Below are 21297 nucleotides of genomic sequence, written 5' to 3'. Positions count from 1 at the left end.
TTTGTACCCAGATCAGGCAACTGCGCCGCCGGACCGACCGGGAATTGGGGGTCGGCGCAGCGGTCTGGTCCGGTTCCCCCAAGAACCCGGCCGGCGTGTGAAAGTCACCGCACACGCCGGCCACCTGGGACCAGCCCACCGCCGCGGGCCGGCCGGACCGCACCGGCACCCACGGCAGGTGGAGCACGCTGGCCGGTGGCCCGGTTGGGGCCCCCAGCCCGGCCGCGGCCACCACCCCCGGCGTGCGCCTCGACCGGTCCGGCCTCACCCGGGAGGTGCCGCGACCGCACCACGGGCCGGCAGCGCGCGAGCGGGTGCGACCTCCCGCCGGCGGACCGGCGCGGACCGCACGGGCCCAGGCGCCGGTGGAGTGATCGGCTCGACCATGATTCCTCCCCCCGGAGCCAAACGTACCGCCGCTGCGATGAGCGCGCGGCGTGGACGAGGAAGATCAACGGACCGGCTCCTCACCGCCCGCTTCGCGGTGGCGCGGTGGCGGATGGCGCGGCTCGCGCACACCGGCACCGTCCACCCACACCGCCACGGTCTCCCAGTGCGCGCCACTTCCTCGCTCAACGGTGTCGTTGCGCCACAACGACACCGTTGAGCAGGGATGACCGTCCGGGCGGCTCAGTCCTGTCCGTCCCGAGGCACCCGCACGTGCACGGCCCGCACGTCACCGAGCCCGCGCGCCACGAGCACGTCGCCGGTCAACGGCTGCCAGCCGTCCGACCAGGTCCGCTGCACGCGCGGCGAGCACCGCACCTCGACCAGCGCCGACGAGCCGGCCGCGACGTCCGCGACCGCCCAGCCGATGAGCCGGACCGGTTCGAGCTCCGGTCGCAGGTACACCTGCACGACCTCGCGCCCGTCCCGGTTGCCGGCGTTGTCCAGCCGCACCGACACGACGTCGACCGCATCGTCCCGAGTGGACACCGAGAGGTCGCCGTAGCGCCATTCGGTGTAACCGAGGCCGTGGCCGAACCAGAACAGCGGGTCGGTGGCGCCGCGGTACCCGATCGCGGTTCCCTCGCCGTAGACCAGCTCGCCGCCCACGGGCACCGGCGTCAGCGCGTCGGCGTCGGAGCGCGGGAACGTCGTCACCAGGCGCCCGGCCGGTTCGACGTGGCCGAGCAACGCCGCCGCCACCGCGGCACCGGCCTCCTGACCGGGCAGTCCCGCCCACAACACGGCGTCGACCTGCTCCAGCCACGGCATCAGCACCGGCGTGGCGGCGTTCACGACGACCACGGTCCGTGCAGCGGCGGCGGCCACGGCCGCGACCAGCGCGTCCTGCTCACCCGGCAACGCCAGCGTGGTCTTGTCGAAGCCCTCGGTCTCCTGCTCCTCGGTGAGACCCACGACCACCACCGCCACGTCGGCCTCCCGCGCGGCCCGCACGGCGGCGTCGATCGCGGCGGCGGCCGGGCGGGGCACCGGCTGGGTGATCAAGCCGACGAGCGCGGCGGCCTCGCGCACGGTCGCCGTGATCCGGTCACCGGGGGAGAGCTCGACCTCGGTGGTCCACGCCGGCGGCTTCAGCAGCGCCTCCTCCACGACGCCGTCCGCCCAGGCCAGTCGCTCCTCGTACCGCTCGCCCGCGACCTCGACGGTCCAGGCGCCGAAGCCGCGCACGCCCACCAGCAGCCGTGCCGGACCCGGCAGCACGACCTCACCGGAGAGCTCGATCGCGGCGGCACCCTGCGCCCACCCGCCGTACGCGGCGAGCTCGGCGATCTCCACGTCCCGCACGGCGAGCACTTCTCCGTCGGCGTCGAACGTCGTGGCACGGATGTTCCGCAGCACGCCGGGTGCCGGTGCGGCGTGGCGGGTGCGCACCTCCACACCGTCCACAACGGACAGCCGGTCGCCCAGCTCCGCGGCCAGGCCGTCCGCGATGCTCACGACGTGCGGTGGCCGCACCCCGGCCGAACCGCCGCCCTGCGCCACGGTGTCGAGGGCGGGCCGGCCGATGAGCGCGACCTCCTGCGCGTCCAGGGGCAGCACCCCGGAGTTGGTCAGCACGGTCATGCCGCCGGCGGCGAACCGGCGCAGCTGCTCGCGGCGCCGCGGGCTGTCCGGCGCCGGCAGGCCGGTCGGCCAGGACCGCTCCCCGAACGCGCCGACCCGGTCGGCCAGCCGCAGCAACCGGCGCACGTGCTCGTCGACGGTCGACTCGGCGACCTCGCCCGCCCGCACCGCCTCGACCAGCCGCTCCTCCCACGGGCCACCCGGCCCCGGCATGACGAGGTCGAGCCCGCCGTTCGCGCTCTCCGCCGTGGACTTCGTGGCGAACCAGTCGGACATCAGCAGGCCGTCGAACCCCCACTCGCCCTTGAGCACGCCCTCGACCAGCTCGGCGTGGTCGGTGGCGGCGATGCCGTTGACCCGGTTGTACGCGGCCATCACCGCCCACGGCCGGGCGTCTTCGACCACGACCTCGAACGGCAGCAGGTACACCTCGCGCAACGCCTTCTCGTCCACCACCGAGCTGGCCGTGCGCCGTTCGGTCTCGGACTCGTTGGCCACGAAGTGCTTCGGCGTCGCGGCGATGCCCTTGTCCTGCAAGCCCCGCACGTACGCGGCCGCGAGCACACCGGTGAGCAGCGGGTCCTCGCTGTAGGCCTCGAACAGCCGCCCGCCCAGCGGCGTGCGGTGCAGGTTGATCGTCGGACCGAGCACGACGTGCACCTGCTGGGCGGCGGCCTCGTCGGCGAGCAGCGCGCCGACCTCGCGCGCCAGCTCCGGGTCCCAGTGCTGGGCCAGCAGCGTGGCGTTGGGCAGCAGGGCGGCGATCGTGCCGCCGCGCAACTCGGCACCGCGCACGCCGGTCGGCCCGTCGGACACCTTCAGCGCCGCCAGCCCGATCGCGGGCTCCGGGTGGAGCGCGAACAGCGCGGCGCCGGTCAGCAGCCGGACCTTCCGCTCCAGGTCGAGTCCGGTGAGCGCTTCCTCGATGTCCGTCACCCCGACGACAGTAGGGCCCGTGTCGAGGTCCGCGGTCGCGACAGCCGGGCCTGAGCCGCCTCAGAGCCGGTCGCGGTCCTCCAGGTACCTGCCGTGGTCGGCTTGTCGTTGCTCGTCCGCCGCGTGGAACCGTTCGGCCACCCGGACGGCGTCCGCTCTGAGCAGGTCCAGCTGCCGCAGCAGCTCCGCACCCGACCCGCGCGCGGCGGCGTACCACCACGGCAGGTTCAGGTACGTCTGCACCGACAGCGGCAGGTCCGTGCCGATCAACCGGGTCACCGAGTGCAGCGCGTCCGGGTCGCCGCGCAGCTCGCGCGGCCGGTCGAGCATGCCGCGCAGCACGTCGGCGACCTCGGCGAGCTTCGGCGCCACCTCGGCGGGCACCCGGCCGCCGAACCCGTGCACGCGCGCCACCAGTGCGTCGAGCTCGGAACGCAGCTGCCCCGCCTCCTCCTCGGGGGCGGTCACCAGCACGACCTCCTCCGGCGGCGCGGCCAGCGCGCCCACCCCGTACAGGCCGGCGACCACGAGCACCCAGTAGGACCCGGCCAGCCCGGCGAAGTGCAGCGCCAGCCCGAGCAGGCCGCCGGCGCAGCCCGCGAGGTTCTTCCACGACGCCAGGTAGCGCAGCACCGCGTCACTGATAGCCACGGATCTCCCTGAACGCGGCCGAGAGCGAACGGCTGCGGGCGTCGAACACCTTGCCGCCGCTCATCTTCGCGACCCGCTCCATCTCCTCGGTCGCGCTCTCGCCGAACAGCACCGGGAAGAGGGGGATGCCCCGGAGCTCGCTCGGCAGCGTCGCGTGGAACACCGTGAAGTCCTCGATGTCCTCGGAGCCGGTGTTCTCGCCGTCGGTCATCAGCACGATCGAGGTGAAGCGGTCCGGGTCGGCGGTGATCTGCTGGCGCAGCACGTCATAACCTTCGCGCAGGCTGCTGTAGATCGCGGTGCCACCACCGGCGTCGAGCGACTGCGCGCTGCCGCGGATCTGGTCGAGGACCGGGCGCGGGTCGGTCTGCGGCACCTCGTACCTCAGCGCGGAGCGGACGCTGCTGTTGAACGGCACCAGCGTGACCTGCTCGCGGCCGTGGAACCGGTTGAACCGGCCGGCCAGCGAGGAGTCCGCGCCGGTCAGGCCGACCAGTGCGGCGCGCAGGCCCTCGATGCGGTCACCCTCCATCGAGCCGGACGTGTCGAGCACGTACAGCGTGCGGGACGGGCGGCGCAGCTGGTCGAAGTAGGTGGTGATCAGACCGTCCACAGCGGACTGACTGCCGGGGAACGGCAGCTCCACCAGGTCGCGCACCGCGAACTTCCCGTCCAGCGGCACCTGCGGCACGACCGGGCGCCGGTGCGTGGACTCCACGATCTTGCGCTGGACGTCGGCCCCGCGCAGGTGCTCGGTGAGCTTCCGGTGCGCCTCACGCGCGTCCGAGGAGGACGACGTGAGCAGCGTGAGCGGGTAGTCGGCGGTGACCACGCCATCGTTCGGGTAGATCAACGTCAACGGCTCCGGCGTGGAGGCGTTAAGCGACAACAGCACCGACTCGTAGTTGATCAGGCCGTCCACCTTGGCACCGGGGTCCTCGCCCTTGGCCCGCCGTGCGTAGGCCTCCGAGAGCCAGCCGGACGAGCCCGCCGACAGCGTCTGCGCCGAGAAGAACTCCTTGAGCTGCGGCGACACCGCCGAGACCTGGGCCGCGTCGAGCGCCGAACCCGAGCCGGACAACGCCGCCGCGACACCCACCAGCGCGGAGAAACCGGAGTTCGACGCCGACGGGTCGGTCATGCCGTAGGTGAACCTCTTCTGCCCGGCGGCCGCGGCGATCTCCGCCCAGCCGACCGGCCTGCCCTCCCAGCCGAGCTCCCGCACCTTCGCTGCGGGCAGCCCGAGCACGACCGGCGACCCCATCACCTTCGTGGCGGTGCCGAGCCGCTTCTGCGCCTCCAGAACGAGTTCCAGGTAGCGGTTGGAGGAGAACCACACCGCGTCGAAACCCTGCTCGGCGGCGCCGGACGCGACCTTCTCCGCGCCCTCGATCGTGCCGGTGAAGTCGAACTTGACGGTGACACCGGTGGCGCGGGCGGCCTCGTCGAGAACGGGTTGCAGGTCGGCGAGCTCGCTGCCGGCGAGCACGCGCAGCACCCCCGGCTCCGCGTCGCCGACCGGTCTGGCCGGGTCGGGGTCGTCGGAGCACCCCGCGAGCAGCGCCACGACGGCGACTGCCGGGATGAGGCGGCGGATCATGCTGGCTCCTCGGTGCCGCGCACGCGGCTCAGGTGGTCGTGGGCGCGCCGGATCTCGGCGTCCAGCGCGTGCACCGTGCTGGACATCGAGTCGGCCGCGCGGGCCTTGAACGTGTCGATCGCGTCGATCGCCGCGTAGATCTGGTCGAACGAGGTCCGCACCGCGTCGATGCCGACCGCCGGCGTCGCCGTGATGCGCTGGACGTCCTGGGCCTGCACGGACATCAGCGTCGCGTTCGACCTCAGGATCTCGTCGGTCAGTCCGCGCACGGCGTCGACCTGGTCGATCACCTCGCGCTGCCCGGCCAGTGCGGCGGCGACCGCGACCCCGATCCGCAGCGCTGTGACCGTGGTCGTGACGGCTCGTTCGACGCCCTTGATCAGCTCGTCGTTGTTGCGGCGCACGACGTCGAGCGCCAGGTACCCCTGCGCGCAGACCGCGAGCTGGGTCAGCAGGTCCTGGTGCCGTTGCCGCAGCCCGAACAGCACGTCGGCGCGCAACGCGGTGGCGCGGCCGGGATCGGACAGGTCGAAGATCTGCACCTGCCGGTCGACGGCCGCGTCCATCTCACCGGCCAAAGCGGCGTCCTGCGACAGTCTGGTCATCAGGTCCCACAGCCGCTGCCGTTCGCCCTTGATGGCCGCGTTGTCCCGTTTCAGCGCGTCCTGCCCGGACCGCAGCCGCAGCACGATCCGGTTGACCGGCTCGTCGGCCGCCCGCAGCCGGGCCAGCAGGCCCTTGGCGGCGTTGCCACCGGGGAGGAACCCGAGGACCTTGCGGCCGGTCAGCTTCGACAGGTCCTGCGGGTCGAGCTCGCGCACCGACCGGCGCAGCTCGGTCAGACTCGCCGTCACCTGCGTGGTGTTCGGCGACGACACCGACGCGAGCGTGCGGTCCAGCAGCCGGCCCGCGATCTGCGCGGCGACCCGCATCTCCGCCTCGCCGAGCACCAGCGCCTCGTCCACGATCCGGCCGAAGTCCGGCGACCGCGGGTCAACGGCACCCAGCGCGTCGACGAACGCCTGCGCCCTGGTGGAAAGCTCGGTCCTGGCGTCGTCGGGCACCGGGATGAGACCCGCCGCCCGCTCGACCGGCACCGGCTCGACGGGGTCCGGGGGAGTGAGCACGAAGTCGGACATGTCAGTACTGCTTCGCGATCGCTTCGAGCATCCGCTCCAGCGTCTCGTGCGCCGGCGGCTCGACGACGTCCACGACGTCCTGCGGCACCGGGAGGTTCTTCTCCTTGACCACCTCGGTGAAGTGCCGCGGGTCGGCGGTGCGGAACCCGAACGTGGCCGCGAGCCGCCCCAGCTCGGCGTCGGTCTGCAGCAGCTGTCCCACCCGGTCGCCGTTGTCCTTCAACGGCACCAGCGTGTGCTTCGAGAGCACCGTGGGCGCCGGGTAGAGCAGCTTCATGTCCGGCCGGACCGTCGAGTCGCCGCGCACCACCCGGTCCACGAACTGCGCCTCGTAGGCCAGCACCAGCGGCGTCTTGCCCATGCCCGCCGACAGGTAGTCCTCGAACGGCCCCTCGGTGCTGCTCTGCGTGTACCCCTGGTCCAGGAACAGCTTCGACACCGCCGGCAGCACCTTCGCCTCGGCCTCCGGCGTGCTGACCACACCGCCGTTGGCCACGAACGACGTGATCGCCAGGTACATCGCCGCGGAGTTCGAGTCACGCGGGTCCGTCGTGGTGACGAGCAGGTTCTTGCGCGCCGGGTAGGCGGTGTTGCCGGGCAGCTGGTCCCACCGCGTGCCCCTGGCGGCGAGGTCCAGGTAGGCCCGCACGTCGAACGTCCGGTAGCCGGGGCCGTCCTGGACGACCCCCGCCCTGGTCAGCAGCTCGACGACCGGGTCGAACGTCGCCACCACCATCGGTGACGAGAACGGCGCGTAGGTGCGGGCGGCCTTGCGGTCGCGCTGGATCTTCTCGGCCGCCGGGGCGCTCGACGGGAACGCGAAGTCGTACGGCGCCAGGTCCGTGGCGGTGGCGATCTGCCGCGACCCGGCGGGGTCCACCTCGACCTCCAGGCCGTGCTTCGCGAACACGTCCCTGACGCGCTGGTCGGCGAAGAAGGCGAGCTTCTCCGAACCGATCACCCCGCGCACGGTCTGCAGCCGCGCGGTCCCGCCGTCGCCCTGGCCGAAGTAGACCGAGGCCACCACGCCCACCAGGAGCACGACCGCCAAACCGATGCCGAGCGTTCTCTTCACTGCCCACCCTTTGCGAACCATCTGCCGGAGAACAGATCCTTCGTCACTCCGACGCCGTGGCGCTGGGGGTGGTCGCAAGCAGGAGGTGAACAGTCGATGAACGTGTCCTGCTAGTGCGCGCCTGTCACCGTTCGGTCAGCAACCAGGCGACGTCGCGGACCAGCGCGTGCCGCCAGCCCGCGCGGTCGTGCCCGGAGGGGGAGCGGGTGGCACGCACGGACGCCCCCGCCTTCTCCGCGAGGCCCTCGACCGCCTCGCAGTGGCGGTGCATCCGCGGCTCATGCTCGCCGACGTCGAACGCGACCCGCAGGTGGGACAGGTCCGCGCCGCGCACCCGTTCCGCGGTGTCGCCACCCGCCGGGCCGTCCAGCGACAGGCCCTGGTCGGGCAGGCCGGGCGTCCACCAGAACGACCCCGACTGGCAGGCCACCCGCGTCACCAGCTCCGGGAAGTCCAGTGCCGCGCGGAAGGCGCTCAACCCGGCCAGGCTCTGCCCGGCGACCACGAACCGCCGCGGGTCGACGGTCACGCCGTTCTCGGCGAGCAACGGCAGCAGCTCGTCCCGCACCGCCGGCCACAGCGCCGCACCCGTGTACTCGGCGTCGCGATCACGGGGCGTGGGGAGGAAGACCAGCGTGGCCGACGGCATCTCGCCCGCACGCACCGCCGACTCGAACGCGGCCACCGCCGGGTGCACGTACATCCAGTCGTCGCCGTCCAGCAGCAGCACGACCGGTTCACCGCCCTTGTGCACACGCACGGTCTTGCGTCCCAGCGAGCCGTTCCACCGGATTCGAGTGGAAGGCACGTCCAGCACCTCGTCCGGGCCCACGGCGGGCCAGTGCGGCTGCGGGTCCAGGTCCGGGGTGGCGGCGATCGAGCGGTTCGGACCGGCGCCGACCGGGTTGAACGGGTCGGCGTGCTCGCCGTCGTAGTCGTCGCCGTCGAAGAAGTGGTAGGTCACGCGCAGCCGCGGCGGCAGGACGACCTCGGCGTACCAGCAGTCGCTGTCCTCGAACCGCTGCAACGGCACCGGGCCCGACCACGACTCGAAGCGCAGCACCGCGGCGGAACCGCGCCAGAGGAACAACGTCCGGTGGCCGCCGTCAGCGGGGACCGGGACCGGCCCGCGCACCGCGTCCCAGAACTCGGCGGTGCCGGGGACCGCGGTGAGGCCGTACTCGGCGAAACGTGCCTGCATGGGAGGTGGGAATCCTTTCCTGGGGGAGGCGTGGTCAGCGCGCCACCGCGAGCTGGTACTCGGCGTCCCGGCCGAGCAGCTCGCGGTGGGTGCCCTCACCGGTGACCACGCCGTTGTCGAGCACCACCACGCGGTCCGCCGCGTCCAGCAGCGCCGGGCTGCTGGTGATCACGACGGTGGTCCGGCCGCGGCGCAGCTCGGCGACGTTGCGGGCGATCAGCAGCTCCGTCACCGCGTCGACCGCGGTCGTCGGGTCGTGCAGCACCAGGACCTCCGGGTCCGCGGCCAGTGCGCGGGCCAGGGACAACCGCTGCCGCTGGCCGCCGGAGAGGTTCGCTCCCCGGTCGCGCACGGCGTAGTCGAGGCCTTCGGCGTGCAGCGCCACGACGTCGGTCAGCATCGCCGCCGCCACGGCCTCGTCGACCAGCTTCGCGGTGCCGGACGGGTCCACGTTGTCCCGCAACGTTCCCGCGAACACCTCGTGGTGCGCCGGGTTCACCAGCAGGTGCCCGCGGATGCCCTCGATCGACAGCCGCGCCAGCTCGCGCCCGCCGATCCGCACCACGCCCGAGTACGCCGCGGGCGGCACGGCGACCGACAGCACTGCGGCCAGCTCCTCCGCCGCCTGCGGCTGGTAGGCCGCCACCGCGACGAGCTCACCGGGCCGCACGCTGAACGAAACCCCTTGCAGCGCCCCGTGGTGCACGTCCTCGACTTCGAGCCCGCCGTCAGGGCCGGGTTCCTCCACGCCGGGCGTCATCCGCGGTGGCGCGGCCAGCACCAGCGCCATCCGGTCGGCCGAGGCACGCGCGATCATCACGTACTTCGGCATCTCGGAGAACAGCTTCAGCGGCTCGATCAGGAACTGCGCCAGGCCGACCGCCGTCACCAGCTGCCCGACGGAGATCTGCCCGTCGAACGTCAGCCAGCCAGCCCACAGCGTGACCGCGGCCGCCAGCAACGAGTTCAGCGCCAGCGCCGTGCCCGCGTACACGCCGTTGACCCGCGCGACCACGACCGACTGCTTCCTGGCCTCGTCCGACACCCGCCGGTACGCCTGGAACGCCTGGAACGAGCCGCCGAAACCGTGCAGCGGCCGCAGCCCGGCGATCAGGTCCGACACCTTCGCGCCGGCCCGCGCCACCTTCGCCTGCTGCACCTGCGTGCTCGTGCCGATCCGCCGTGACATCATGCTCAGCACGGTCAGGATCGCCGCCGTGCCCGCGAACACCGTGATGCCCAGCGGCACGCTGATCACCGCGAGCACGGCGCCCGCGATCGTGATCGACACCAGCGAGGCGATCAGCAGCGGCACCACCTCGATGATGTCCGCGGTCTGGTCGGCGTCCTCGGTGGCGACGGTCAGCACCTCACCGGACTTCAGCTCGACGTCGCGCGCCACAGGTTGCAGGCCGCGGTCGGCCACCGCGACCCGCCACCGGTGCGCCTCGGTCGTGTTCGCCTTCTGCAGGATTCGCATGCCGAAGCGCCACGAGTACGACACCGTCGCCATCACGAGCCCGAGCCCCAGCAGCGCGAGGCCCAGCGAGCTGAGCTGCCCGCCGCGCAACGCGAACTCGACGATCGCGCCGAGCAGGACCGGCACCGCGGTCTCGGCTGCCTGGTAGGACCCCATCAGCAGGGTCCCGCTCGTCATCGCGCCTCGGTTGCGGCGCACCGCGATCCGCAGGATCTCCCTGCCGGTGCGGACGTCGGGGGTGGTGTCAGTGTTCGTCAAGGTGCTGCGCAATCGCTTCGGGGGTGGAGAGGGCCAGCAGGTCGCGGATGGTGATGATCGGGCCGAACTCGCGGCGGAGCAAACCGACCAGCCGCACCGCGAGCATCGAGTGCCCGCCCAGGTCGGTGAAACCGCTCGCCACGCCCACCTCGTCCTCGTCGAGGTCGAGCGCCTCGGCGAACAGCTCGCGCACCACCGTCTCGGTCTCGGTGAGCTCGCGTTCCTCGACCTTGGTCATCAGCGTGCCGAGCGGCCGCGCTTCGGGCAAGGCCGAGGTGTCGGCCTTGCCGTTGACCGTCAACGGGATCGCGTCCACCTGCGCGTAGTGCGAGGGCCGCAGGTAGTCCGGCAGCCCCGCCCCGACCTCGGCGGCGATCGACGGGATGTCCGCGCCGTCGGCGAGCACCAGGTAGGCGGCGAGCCGGTGCGCGCCGTCGACCTGCGGGTCGGACTGCGCGACGGCCGCCACGAACCGGACGTCCGGGTGCGCGGCGAACCGGGCCTCCACCTCGCCGAGCTCGACGCGGTGACCGCGGATCTTGACCTGCTTGTCGGTGCGGCCCAGGTACAGCAGGTTGCCGTCGGGGCGCCGGATCACCAGGTCGCCGGTGCGGTACATCCGCTCGCCGGGCACCCACGGGCAGGCCACGAACCGCTCCGCCGACTGGCCGGGCTGGCCGAGGTAGCCGCGCGCGATGCCGACGCCGGAGACGTACAGCTCGCCCGCGACCCCGTCCGGGACGTGCCGCAGCCACGGGTCGAGCACGTAGACGTCGGTGTTGTCGATCGCCACGCCGACCACCGGGTCCACGCAGTCGAACGTGCCGACACCGAGGGTGTTGATCGTGTACTCGGTCGGCCCGTAGAGGTTGTAGCCGACCGTGCCGGGGGTGTCGGCGAGCAGCTGCCACAGCGCCGGCGTGACCGCCTCACCGCCCAGCAGCACCAGCGCCGGCCGGTGGTGCTCACCGGCCAGGAGCCCTTCGGCGACCAGTTGCTGCGCGTAGGTCGGCGTCACGTTGATGACGTCGACCTCGTGCCGCAGGCAGTACTCCACGAGCCCGGTGGCGTCGCGGCGCAGCTCCTCGTCGCAGATGTGCACCTCGTGGCCGTCGGCCAGCCACAGCAGCTCTTCCCACGACATGTCGAACGCGAACGACACGGTGTGCGCGATCCGGAACGTCCGGTGCCCGTGCTCGGCCAGCACCGGCTCGAAGATCCGCCGCTGGTGGTTGACGAGCATGTTGGTCAGGCCCGCGTACTCGGTCACCACGCCCTTGGGCCTGCCGGTCGAGCCGGAGGTGTAGATCGTGTAGGCCGCGTGCCTGAGCCGGTTCGGGTCGTCCGGTGCGAACGTGGTCACCGGTTCGGCGGCGGGCCACGGTCCGTCCAGCTCGAACAGGGTGCCGTTGATGCGCGGTGCGACCGCTCGCGTCGTGATGATCAGCGCGGGCCGCGCGTCCTCGACGATCGCGGCGATCCGCTCGTCCGGGTGGTCCAGCTCCAGCGGAACGTACGCCGCGCCGCAGCGCAGGACGCCGAACAGCGCCACGACCCAGTCCAGCGAGCGCGGCACCGCGATGGCGACCGACGTCTCGACACCGATGCCGCGGTCCTTCAGCACGCCAGCGAGGTGGCGGCTGCGGTCCCGCAGCTCGGCGAACGTCATCGTGGTGCCGTGCGAGACCAGCGCGATCCGGTCCGGGGTGCGGTCGGCCGCGACGTCGAACAGGTCCACGACGGTCCGGTCGCCGAAGTCGTTGGAGGGCTGGAGCTCCGGCTGCGGGCCGGTGCCGCGGACCGCGCCGACCGGGCCGTCGGCGGTGGCGAGGTCGTCGACGATCCGCAGGTACTCGTCGAACAACCGGTGCGCCAGCGCGGGATCGGTGACCTCCGGCCGGTACTCCAGCTTGACGGTGAGCTGCCGGCCCGGCGTCACGACCCAGGTGAACGGGTAGTGCGTCGAGTCCTCCGACTCGTGCCCCACGATGCCGTTGACGGTGTTGAACTCCTCGAACGTGCTGTCGTCCAGGAAGTTCTGCAGCACGAACAGGGTGTCGAAGAGCTGGTCCTGCCCGCTCGCGCGCTGGATCTCGCCCAGCCCGACGTGCTCGTGGTCCATCGCGTCGACCCGGCCGGCCTGCACGCCCCGCAGGAACGCGGCTGCCGTGTCGTGCGGCCGGGCCGTGACCCGCATCGGCACGGTGTTGAGCAGCACGCCGACGATCCCGTCGGTGCCTTCTTCTTCGCGGCCGGACACGGTCACGCCGAACACCGCGTCACCGCGGCCGGTCTCGCTGCCGAGCAGGAGGCCGAGCGCGCCGGTGACGACGCTGTTGAGCGTCACACCGTGCCGGCGCGCGGCGTCCCGGACGCGTTCGGAGGTCTCGACGTCCAGCGTCCGCACGATCTTCGTGGGCAGGCTGTCCGAAGTGGACCCGTCACCGAGCAGCGTCGGGCCGGGCAGGTCGGCGAGGTAGCCGGCCCAGAACCGTTCCGCGGCTTGCGCGTCTTTTTCCTTCAGCGCGCGGGTGTAGCTCTCGAAGCTCGGCGTGGCGGGGGAGGAGTCGACCGGTTCGCCGTTCCGGATCGCGCGGTAGGCGTCGAACAGCTCGCGCAGCACGATCTCGCGCGACCAGCCGTCCCACAGCAGCAGGTGGTAGCTGAACAGCAACGCGTCCCGGCCGTCCGGCAGCCGCAGCACGGTCAGCCGCACGAGCGGCGGGTTCTCCAGGTCGAAGGCCGTGCCGCGGTCCTCCGTCCGCAACGCCTCCACGGCGTCCTGGTTGAGCACGTCGACCGTGCGGACCGCGACCTGGCGGCCCGGTGCGAGGACCTGGACGGGTTCACCGTCCTCGTCCGCGAACCCCGCGCCCACCACCGGGTGCCGGGCGATGACGTGCGCCATGGCCTTCTGGAGCGCATCGGCGTCAAGGCGGTTCTGGAACGTGAAGCAGCTCTGCGCGACGTACTGCCCGCCGCTGCGCGCCAGCTCGGCCTGGAAGTACAGCCCGCGCTGCAACGGCGACACCGGCGCGGTCCGGCGCGCGGTCGTCGAGGCGTCCGCGATCCGCTCCAGCGCCAGCAGCCACCGTGCCGCGATCTCGTCCGACACGTCCTCGGAGAGCCCGAACGTGGCCCGCAGACTGCCCGTGGTGGTGTCGACCCAGGTGTTGACCTCGACCGCGTACGGACCCGGCCGCGGACCGGCGTCGACGTGCAGCGCCTGCGCCTCGCTCCCACGCCCGAGGTAGTTGAACAGCACCTGCGGGCGGGGCAGCGCGGCGAGGACCGGAGCGGTCTGCGGGTTGAGGTAGCGCAACTGCCCGTACCGCACGTGCTGCTGCTCGTCGGGCTGCCTGGCGGTCAGTTCACGTGCCGCCTCGACCGGGTCGGTGTGCGCGCTCAGCTTCACGGGCGCGATGGAGGTGAACCAGCCGACCGTGCGCGTGTAGTCGTGGTGCTCCTCGACCGGGACGCGGCCGTGGCGTTCCAGCTCGACCGTGAGGTCCGTGGGGGTGCCCTGGATCTCGGTGAGGGCGGTGCGCAGGGCACCGGCCAGCAGCTCGGTCAGGGCGAGCCCGAGCGCGGTCGGGGCGGTGTGGACGACGCGGTCGGTGATGTCGGCCGCGAGGTTGACGGTCACCTCGCGGACCTGGCCGACCTGCGGGGTGAGCGGCGGCGCGTCGAGCGCGTCGACCCAGCGGGGCAGGTCGGCGGTGTGGTGGGCGCTCAGGGCGAGTGCTGCGGCGTAGGCGGTGAACGGCGTGGTGGCCGGCGCCAGGTCCTCGCCGCGGAGGGCCGCGGTGATGTCGTCGAGCAGGATCATCCAGGAGACCGCGTCCACGGCCAGGTGGTGGATGACGACGACGAGGGTGCCGGTGGCCTCCAGCCAGGTGAATGCGGTCAGGACACCGGCTTCGGGGTCGAGCCGGTCGGCGGCCTCGTCGGCGGCGACCTGCGGGTCGTCGGTGACGGCGGCGACCACCTCGACCTGCGGCCTGTCCGTGGCGGCGAGCCCCCCGACCTGCGAATCGCCGGAACTGTCAGACCAGCCTGAGACGATTGGAGTGGGGACCCGATCCCCCCTGGGGGCCTGCGAGTCGGAATCGATTCCGAGCGACCACACCCCGTGCGCGACCGTCAGCCGCATCCGCAGCACCGGATGCGCCCGCACGACGGCTTCCGCGGCACGCTGCGCATCCGCCAGCGACGCGCACTCCACCTGCCTGGCCTGCGCGAACCGCCGAAGCTCCCCACCGAGCTCCCGCTGCCGCAGCACGATCGGCGTCGGCACGACCGGCCCGTCCACCGCCGTTTCGAGTGCACGCGGGGAGCTTTCGTTCACCAGGAGCGCACGGGAGGGCCCCGCGTGCGAAGCGAGGAGGCGGGGGGTTTTGTGGAGGAAGAGGTCGCGGGGGGTCAGGGAGAAGCCGGCGGCGCGGGCGCGGTTGACCACGCCGATCGCGATGATGCTGTCGCCGCCCGCGACGAAGAAGTCGGTGTCGGCGTCCACCGAAGAGCCCGGCAGCACGTCGGCGAAGATCGCGACGAGAGCGGACAGCGCCGGAGCGTCCGCGGACGCGACCGCCTCGACCTCGCCGGCAGCGCGTTCCTCCAGCGCCTTGCGGTCCAGCTTGCCGTTGACCGTCAGCGGCAGGGCGTCCAGGAACAGCACCCGCTGCGGCACCATGTGCACCGGCAGCTTCGCGCCCAGGAACCCGGCCACGTCAGCGGAAGGCGTGCCGACCACGTGTGCGACCAGGTGGTCGGCGGAGGAGGCCACCGTCACCGCGGCGTCCACGACGCCGGGAACGGAACGGACGGCCGCCTCGACCTCGCCGAGCTCGATGCGGAAGCCCTTGAGCTGCACCTGGTCGTCGGCGCGGCCGACGAACTCCAGCTCGCCGTCGAGGGTGCGGCGCGCGAGGTCGCCGGTGTTGTACATCCGGCCGCCGCCGAACGGGTCCGCGACGAACCGGGTCGAGGTCAGGCCGGGGCGGTCGTGGTAGCCGAGCGACAGCTGGTCGCCGGCCACGTAGATCGCGCCCACCCGGCCGGGCGGAACGGGACGCAGGGAGGAGTCCAGCAGGTAGGTGCGCAGCCCGGGGATCGGGCCGCCGATCGGGCTCACCGCACCGGACTCGAAGTCCGCGGAGTCCAGCACCCGGTGCGTGACGTGCACGGTGGTCTCGGTGATGCCGTACATGTTGACCAGCTCCGGCCGGTCGGTGCCGTAGCGCTCGACCCAGCCGCGCAGCCGGGACAGGTCCAGCGCCTCGCCACCGAAGATCACACGCCGCAACGCGGGCAGCGGGTCGGAGAGCCGATCGGCCTCGATGAACTGGTAGAACGCCGACGGCGTCTGGTTGAGCACGGTGACACCGCGCGCCCGCACGAGCCGGTGGAAGTCGACCGGCGACCGGGTCAGGCCGTGGTCGGGGACGAGAAGCTCGCCGCCGTGGACCAGGGCGCCCCACAGCTCCCACACCGCGAAGTCGAACGAGTACGAGTGGAACTGGGTCCACACGTCGGAGGGGCCGAAGTCCATGTCCGGCTGGGTGTTCGCGAGCAGCGCCACCACGTTCGCGTGCGAAACGACGACGCCCTTGGGCTTGCCGGTCGACCCGGACGTGTAGATCACGTAGGCCGGGGCGCGCCAGTCGAACGACGGCAGCACGCCGTCACCCGGCACCTCCTCGCCGTACACGAGAACCCGCGCGGTGACGCCCGCACGCGCGAGCAGCCGTTCGAACCGCTCCCGGTGCTCCCGCTCGACCAGCACGACCTGCGGCGCCGAGTCGGCGAGCACGTACTCCAGCCGCTCGTCCGGGTAGGCGAGGTCCAGCGGCACGTACGCGCCACCGGCCGACACGATGCCCAGCAGCGAGACGACCTGCTGCAACGACCGCGGCATCGCCACGGCCACCCGCTCGTGCGGCCCGACGCCCGCGTTGACGAGCGAGCGCGCCAACCGGTTCTTGGTGTCGGCCAGCACCCCGTACGACAGGCCCTCCGAGCTGCCGTCGAGGTGGCACATCGTCACGGCCCGCGCGGACGGGTCACGTTGTGCCGCAGCGTCGAACAGCTCCACCAGCGTGGCCGGCTCCACCGCGACCGCCGGGCGCGCCTGCTCCAGCACCGGCGTGACCAGCGAACCGGACAGCAGCGCGGTCAGCGTGCCGGTGAACGCCCGCAGGAGCACCTCGGCACCGGCGGACCGGACCACGGTCGTGTCGTGGACGAGGTTGAACCGCAGCGCACCGTCGTTGCCGCGTTCGACCACCAGTGTCAGCGGGTAGTGCGGCGCGCCCTCGTTGACGACCTCGGCGATCGTGAACGGGCCGCTCAACGCCGTCACGTCGGTCGCCACGTCGAACACCACGAGCGTGTCGAACGCCGACCCGTGCTCGGCCTGCCGCCCGATCCGGGTCAGCGAGACGTGCTGGTGCGGCAGCACGGCCGTCTGGTGGTCGCGCACCGACGCCAGCAGCTCGGCCGCGGAGGTGTCAGCGCTCCACCGCGTCCGCACGGGGATCGTGTTGATGAACAACCCGGCCATGTCCGCGATGCCCGGGACGTCGGCGTCCCGGCCGGACACGGTGGACCCGAACACGACGTCCCGCTTGCCCAGCAACGCACCCAGCGTCACGCCCCACGCGCTGTGCACGGCGGCGCTCAGCGGCACCCCGGCCGCGCGCACCGACTCGTCGAGGCCCGCGGGGGCGTCGAGCACCGAGTCCGCGAACCGCTCGGACGGCGTGTGCCCCTCCGCCACGAACGACGGCCCCGGCAGCCCGGCGAGCTCGGCGGCCCACACCCGGTCGCTCTCGGCCGCGTCGCTCGTGACCAGCCAGCGCACGTAGTCGGCGTAGCTGCCGCGCACGTGCACCGACCCCGGCTCCTCGTACTCGGCGAGCAGTGCGCGCAGCATCGGCGGCACCGACCAGCCGTCGGCGATGATGTGGTGCACGGTCTGCACGAGCACGTACCGGCCGGGTGCGGTGCGGATCAGCGTGAAGCGCATCAACGGCCCGCGCGCGAGGTCGAACCCGGCCAGCCGGTCCCGTTCGGCGAAGGCCGCGATCTCCTCGCCGGTCATGCCCTGGCCGTCCACCGTGGCGAACTCCGGGCGCACACCGGACTCCAGCACCGACACGACCCGGCCGTCGGGCAGGCCGGTGAACCGGGCGGCCAGGTTCGGGAACAGCTCCAGCACCCGTGCCGCCGCGGCCTCCAGCCGGGTGGCGTCCACCGCGCCGGTCAACGTCAGCAGCTGCTGCTCGACGTACCGGTGCGACGACTCGTCGTCGAAGATCGAGTGGAAGTACAGGCCCTCCTGCAACGGCGTCAGCGGCAGGACGTCGCGCAACGCCGGGCCGTCGAGCAGGTCGACGTCGGCCTGGGTGAGCGGCAGCAGGTCGAAGTCGCTCGGGGAGTGGCCGCCCTCCGTCAACGCCGCCAGCGCGCGGAGCGCCTCGGTGAAGTAGCCGCCGATCCGCTCCACGTCGGCGTCGGTGAACACGCCCTCCGGCCACGAGAGGACCGTGACGAGCTCCAGCTCACCGCTGTCACCGGGTTCGGCGCTCGCGTTGAGCTCCAGCGCCCGCGGCAGCCGCATCCGCGGGTCGCGCTTCTCACCGAGCTGGCCCGCGTTCTCCGCGAGCTGCCAGTCACCGGTGGCGCCGCCGTCGAACCGGCCCAGGTAGTTGAACAGCACCTGCGGCCGCGTGCCGCCGAACTCGTTGTGCCCCAGGTACTTCAGCGCACCGTAGGAGACGCCGTTGCTCGGCACCCCGGCGAGGTCCTCCTTGACGTTCTTCAGCGCGGCGGGCAGGTCGTCGACCGTGCCGGGGTCGACGACCACCGGGAACAGCGTGGTGAACCAGCCGACCGTGCGGGACAGGTCGGGGTCGAGCGGCACGAACCGGCCCTCGCGGCCGTGGCCCTCCAGCTCGACGTGCGCGAACGTCTGGTCCTGGCCGTTGTCCCGCCGCCACTTCGCGAGCGCGACCGCGAGACCGGTCAGCAGCACGTCGTTGACCTTCGCGTGGAACAACGCCGGCACGTCGCCCAGCAGCGCCGCGGTCGCCGCGGCACCGACGGTGACCGTCCGGACCCGTTCGCGCGCGACGACGTCGTCGTCGTTCAGCTCACGACGGCCGAGCAGCGCGTCGGCACCCGGCAACGGCCGCCGGTAGTGCTCCAGGTCCGCCGAGAAGTCGGCCTGCTCCAGCAGTTGCGTCCACCGCCGGAACGACGTCCCCACCGGCCGCAGCTCCACCGGCGCACCCGAGGACACCTGCTGCCACGCCAGCGCCAGGTCGTCGAACAGGATTCGCCACGACACGCCGTCGACCACCACGTGGTGGACGACGAGCACGAGCTGCCGCGCACCGGACCGCCACACCGCGCGCAGCATGATCCCGGCGTCCGGGTTCAGGCCCTCGGTCGCCGCCGTGACGCAGTCCTCCAGCGAGGCGGTGCTCTCCTCCCACAGCGCCGCACCGGTCTCCAGGACGTCGAACGACCACCGCGTGCCGCGCACGAGCTTGGCGCGCAGCATGTCGTGGCGTGCCACCAGGGCGTCGAGAATCCGCGTCAAAGCCTCGGCGGTCAGATCGGCGGGGGTGTTCAGCACGACCGACTGCACGAACCCGTCGATCGCGTCGGTGGTCTCGCCCAGCCACTGCACGATCGGCAGCCCGGCCACCGGACCGGTCGGCACGTCGTCGTGGTCGGCCACCGCACCACCGTCACGGGTGGCGACGGCGGCGAGCGCGCGCGGCGTGCGGTTCACGAAGATCTGCGTGGCCGTGACGAAGACGCCCTCGGCCCGCAGCGCGCTCAGCAGCGAGATCGCGAGGATGCTGTCGCCGCCCAGCTCGAAGAAGTCCTGGTCGGCACCGACCGCCTCGACCCGCAGCACCGACGCGACGGCGGCGCAGATGACGGCCTCGTCGTCGGTGACGGCGGCCGTCACCGGGCCGGTGTCCACCACCGGCTCCGGCAGTGCGCGCCGGTCGAGCTTCCCGTTGGGGGTCAACGGGAACTCGCTCATCACGACGACGTGGGCGGGCACCATGTACTCGACGAGGTGCTCGGCCGCCCAGCGCTTGACCTCGTCGGCGGTCAGGCCCTCGGTCACCGGGATCACGTACCCGACGAGGTAGTTGCCGCCCGCGGAGTTCTTCCTCACCACGACACAGGTGTGCCGGACCCCGGGGTGCTCGGCGAGGGCGACCTCGACGTCCTCCAGCTCCAGCCGCATGCCGCGGATCTTGACCTGGTTGTCGACCCGGCCGAGGAAGTCGAGCGACCCGTCGGCGGCGAACCGCGCCAGGTCACCGGTCCGGTAGAGCCGGGAACCGTCGGTGGCGAACGGGTTCGCGACGAACCGGGAAGCCGTGAGACCCGGCGCGTTCACGTACCCGCGGCCCAGCAGGAACCCGCCGATGTACAGCTCGCCGCCGACGCCGACCGGGCACGGCCGCAGCTCGTCGTCGAGCACGTACAGGTCGGTGTTCGGGTTGGCCTTGCCGATCGACGTCGACAGCCGCTCCGCCTCGCCGCGGTAGATCACGTGCGAGACGCCGATCGTGGCCTCGGCGGGCCCGTAGCCGTGGTACATCGGGATGTCGAGCTGCGTGCGGAACCGCTCGTACAGCTCGGGGGTGAGCACCTCGCCGCCGCACCACACGTGCCGCAGGCTGGCCAGCTCGCCGTCCGAGGCGATGTTCAGCAGCACGTCCAGCATCGACGACACCAGGTACACGAACGTCACGCGGTGCCGGTCGATCGTGCGCAGCAGGTGGTGCGGGTCGCGTTCCCCGCCGGAGCGCACGACGACGGTCCGCCCGCCGCACACCAGCGGCAGGAAGATCTCGTTGATCGAGATGTCGAACGACAGCGGCGCCTTGAACAGCGACGCGTCGGAGTGTCCGAAGTGGAGGATCTGGTGCACCTGCCACAGCAGCCGCTCGCTGATCGCCTCGTGCCGGATCATCGCGCCCTTGGGACGGCCGGTCGAACCGGACGTGAACATCACGTACGCGAGCTGCGCGCCACCGACCTCGACGTCGGTCGGGTCAGCGGGGTACGCGCCGAAGTCCCAGTCCTCCAACGAGACCCGCACCGCCTCGGGTTCACCGTCCTGACCGCTGCCGAGCAGCAGGACGACCCCGGCGTCGGTGATCACCGACTCGCGGCGGGAGGCCGGCCACTGCGGGTCCAGCGGCACGAACGCGCCACCGGCCTGGAGCACGGCGAGCAGGCCCACGACCATCTCCGCCGACCGGTCGAGCGAGATGCCGACGACCTGCTCCGGCCGCAGGTCGCGGTCGAGGAGGTGGCGGGCCAGCTGGTTGGACAGCGCGAGCACCTGGCCGTAGGTGAACGCGCGGTCGCCGTCGTTGACCGCGACGGCGCCGGGGCGTTCGGCTGCCTGGGCGCGGAACAGCTCGACGATGCTCGGCCGGTCGCGCGGGAGGTCGTTGTCGTTCCACCTGGCCAGCTCCGCGAGCCGGTCGCCGGGGGTCTGGGCGGTCATCGTGCCGATCGCCCTGTTCGGGAACTCGGCCAGGTCGTCCAGCGCCCGTTGCGCCTCGTCGAGCGCGACGCCCGCGGGAAGGCCGATCGTCCAGCCCTCCTGGCGCTCGGTGACGTTCCACCGCGCGGCATCCTCGCCCTTGTCCGCCCAGACGAGCAGGTCGCCGAAGAGCGTGGCGGGGGAGAGGTCCAGGCCGTCGACCCGCAGACCGGGGTCCGCCCAGTGGTTCAGCGCGACGGCTGCGGCGACGGCGACGGTCCGCTGCGGGTACTCGCCGGCGCGGCGCCGGACGGAGTCGATCCGGGCGGTCGGAAGAAGCACGTCACGGTCGGCCACCAGTTCCATCGACGACTCAGCCATCCCCTCATCTCGGTGAA

At 72.5% G+C, this 21297-nt stretch carries 8 protein-coding genes; all 8 read right to left on the bottom strand.

The genetic code is table 11. The features are described from left to right. Positions 1-630: 630 nt before the first annotated feature. The 8 genes from AB0A63_RS02930 to AB0A63_RS02895 all read right to left on the bottom strand — a co-directional run bounded on the left by AB0A63_RS02930 (position 631) and on the right by AB0A63_RS02895 (position 21280). Positions 631-2967, bottom strand: a complete 2337-nt coding sequence (locus AB0A63_RS02930; RefSeq protein WP_360384629.1) for a glycoside hydrolase family 3 C-terminal domain-containing protein — start codon at positions 2965-2967, stop codon at positions 631-633. 60 nt (positions 2968-3027) lie between these two features. Further along, positions 3028-3618 (bottom strand): hypothetical protein, encoded by a 591-nt coding sequence (locus tag AB0A63_RS02925; RefSeq protein WP_360384627.1) that lies wholly within the window; start codon positions 3616-3618, stop codon positions 3028-3030. Then, positions 3605-5218 (bottom strand): substrate-binding domain-containing protein, encoded by a 1614-nt coding sequence (locus AB0A63_RS02920; RefSeq protein WP_360384625.1) that lies wholly within the window; start codon positions 5216-5218, stop codon positions 3605-3607. Before AB0A63_RS02920 ends, AB0A63_RS02925 begins: the two co-directional genes overlap by 14 nt. Further along, the gene (locus AB0A63_RS02915; protein ID WP_360384623.1) at positions 5215-6357 is read right to left on the bottom strand and encodes a toxic anion resistance protein; all 1143 of its coding nucleotides are present in this window, start codon (positions 6355-6357) and stop codon (positions 5215-5217) included. Before AB0A63_RS02915 ends, AB0A63_RS02920 begins: the two co-directional genes overlap by 4 nt. A gap of 1 nt (position 6358) precedes the next feature. Next, on the bottom strand, positions 6359-7432 hold the full coding sequence (locus AB0A63_RS02910; protein WP_360384621.1) for a hypothetical protein: 1074 nt from the start codon (positions 7430-7432) through the stop codon (positions 6359-6361). 124 nt (positions 7433-7556) lie between these two features. Beyond that, positions 7557-8633, bottom strand: coding sequence for an alpha/beta hydrolase-fold protein (locus AB0A63_RS02905; protein ID WP_360384618.1), 1077 nt, complete (start codon positions 8631-8633; stop codon positions 7557-7559). 34 nt (positions 8634-8667) lie between these two features. Continuing rightward, positions 8668-10371, bottom strand: a complete 1704-nt coding sequence (locus AB0A63_RS02900; protein ID WP_360384616.1) for an ABC transporter ATP-binding protein — start codon at positions 10369-10371, stop codon at positions 8668-8670. Further along, the gene (locus tag AB0A63_RS02895) at positions 10358-21280 is read right to left on the bottom strand and encodes an amino acid adenylation domain-containing protein (RefSeq protein ID WP_360384614.1); all 10923 of its coding nucleotides are present in this window, start codon (positions 21278-21280) and stop codon (positions 10358-10360) included. The genes AB0A63_RS02900 and AB0A63_RS02895 overlap by 14 nt, the downstream gene beginning before the upstream one ends. Positions 21281-21297: the final 17 nt, after the last annotated feature.

The organism is Lentzea sp. NPDC042327, assembly GCF_040647275.1.
In the GTDB taxonomy this organism is placed as follows: Bacteria; Actinomycetota; Actinomycetes; order Mycobacteriales; family Pseudonocardiaceae; genus Lentzea.
This window is presented reverse-complemented; position numbering and strand designations above follow the sequence as displayed.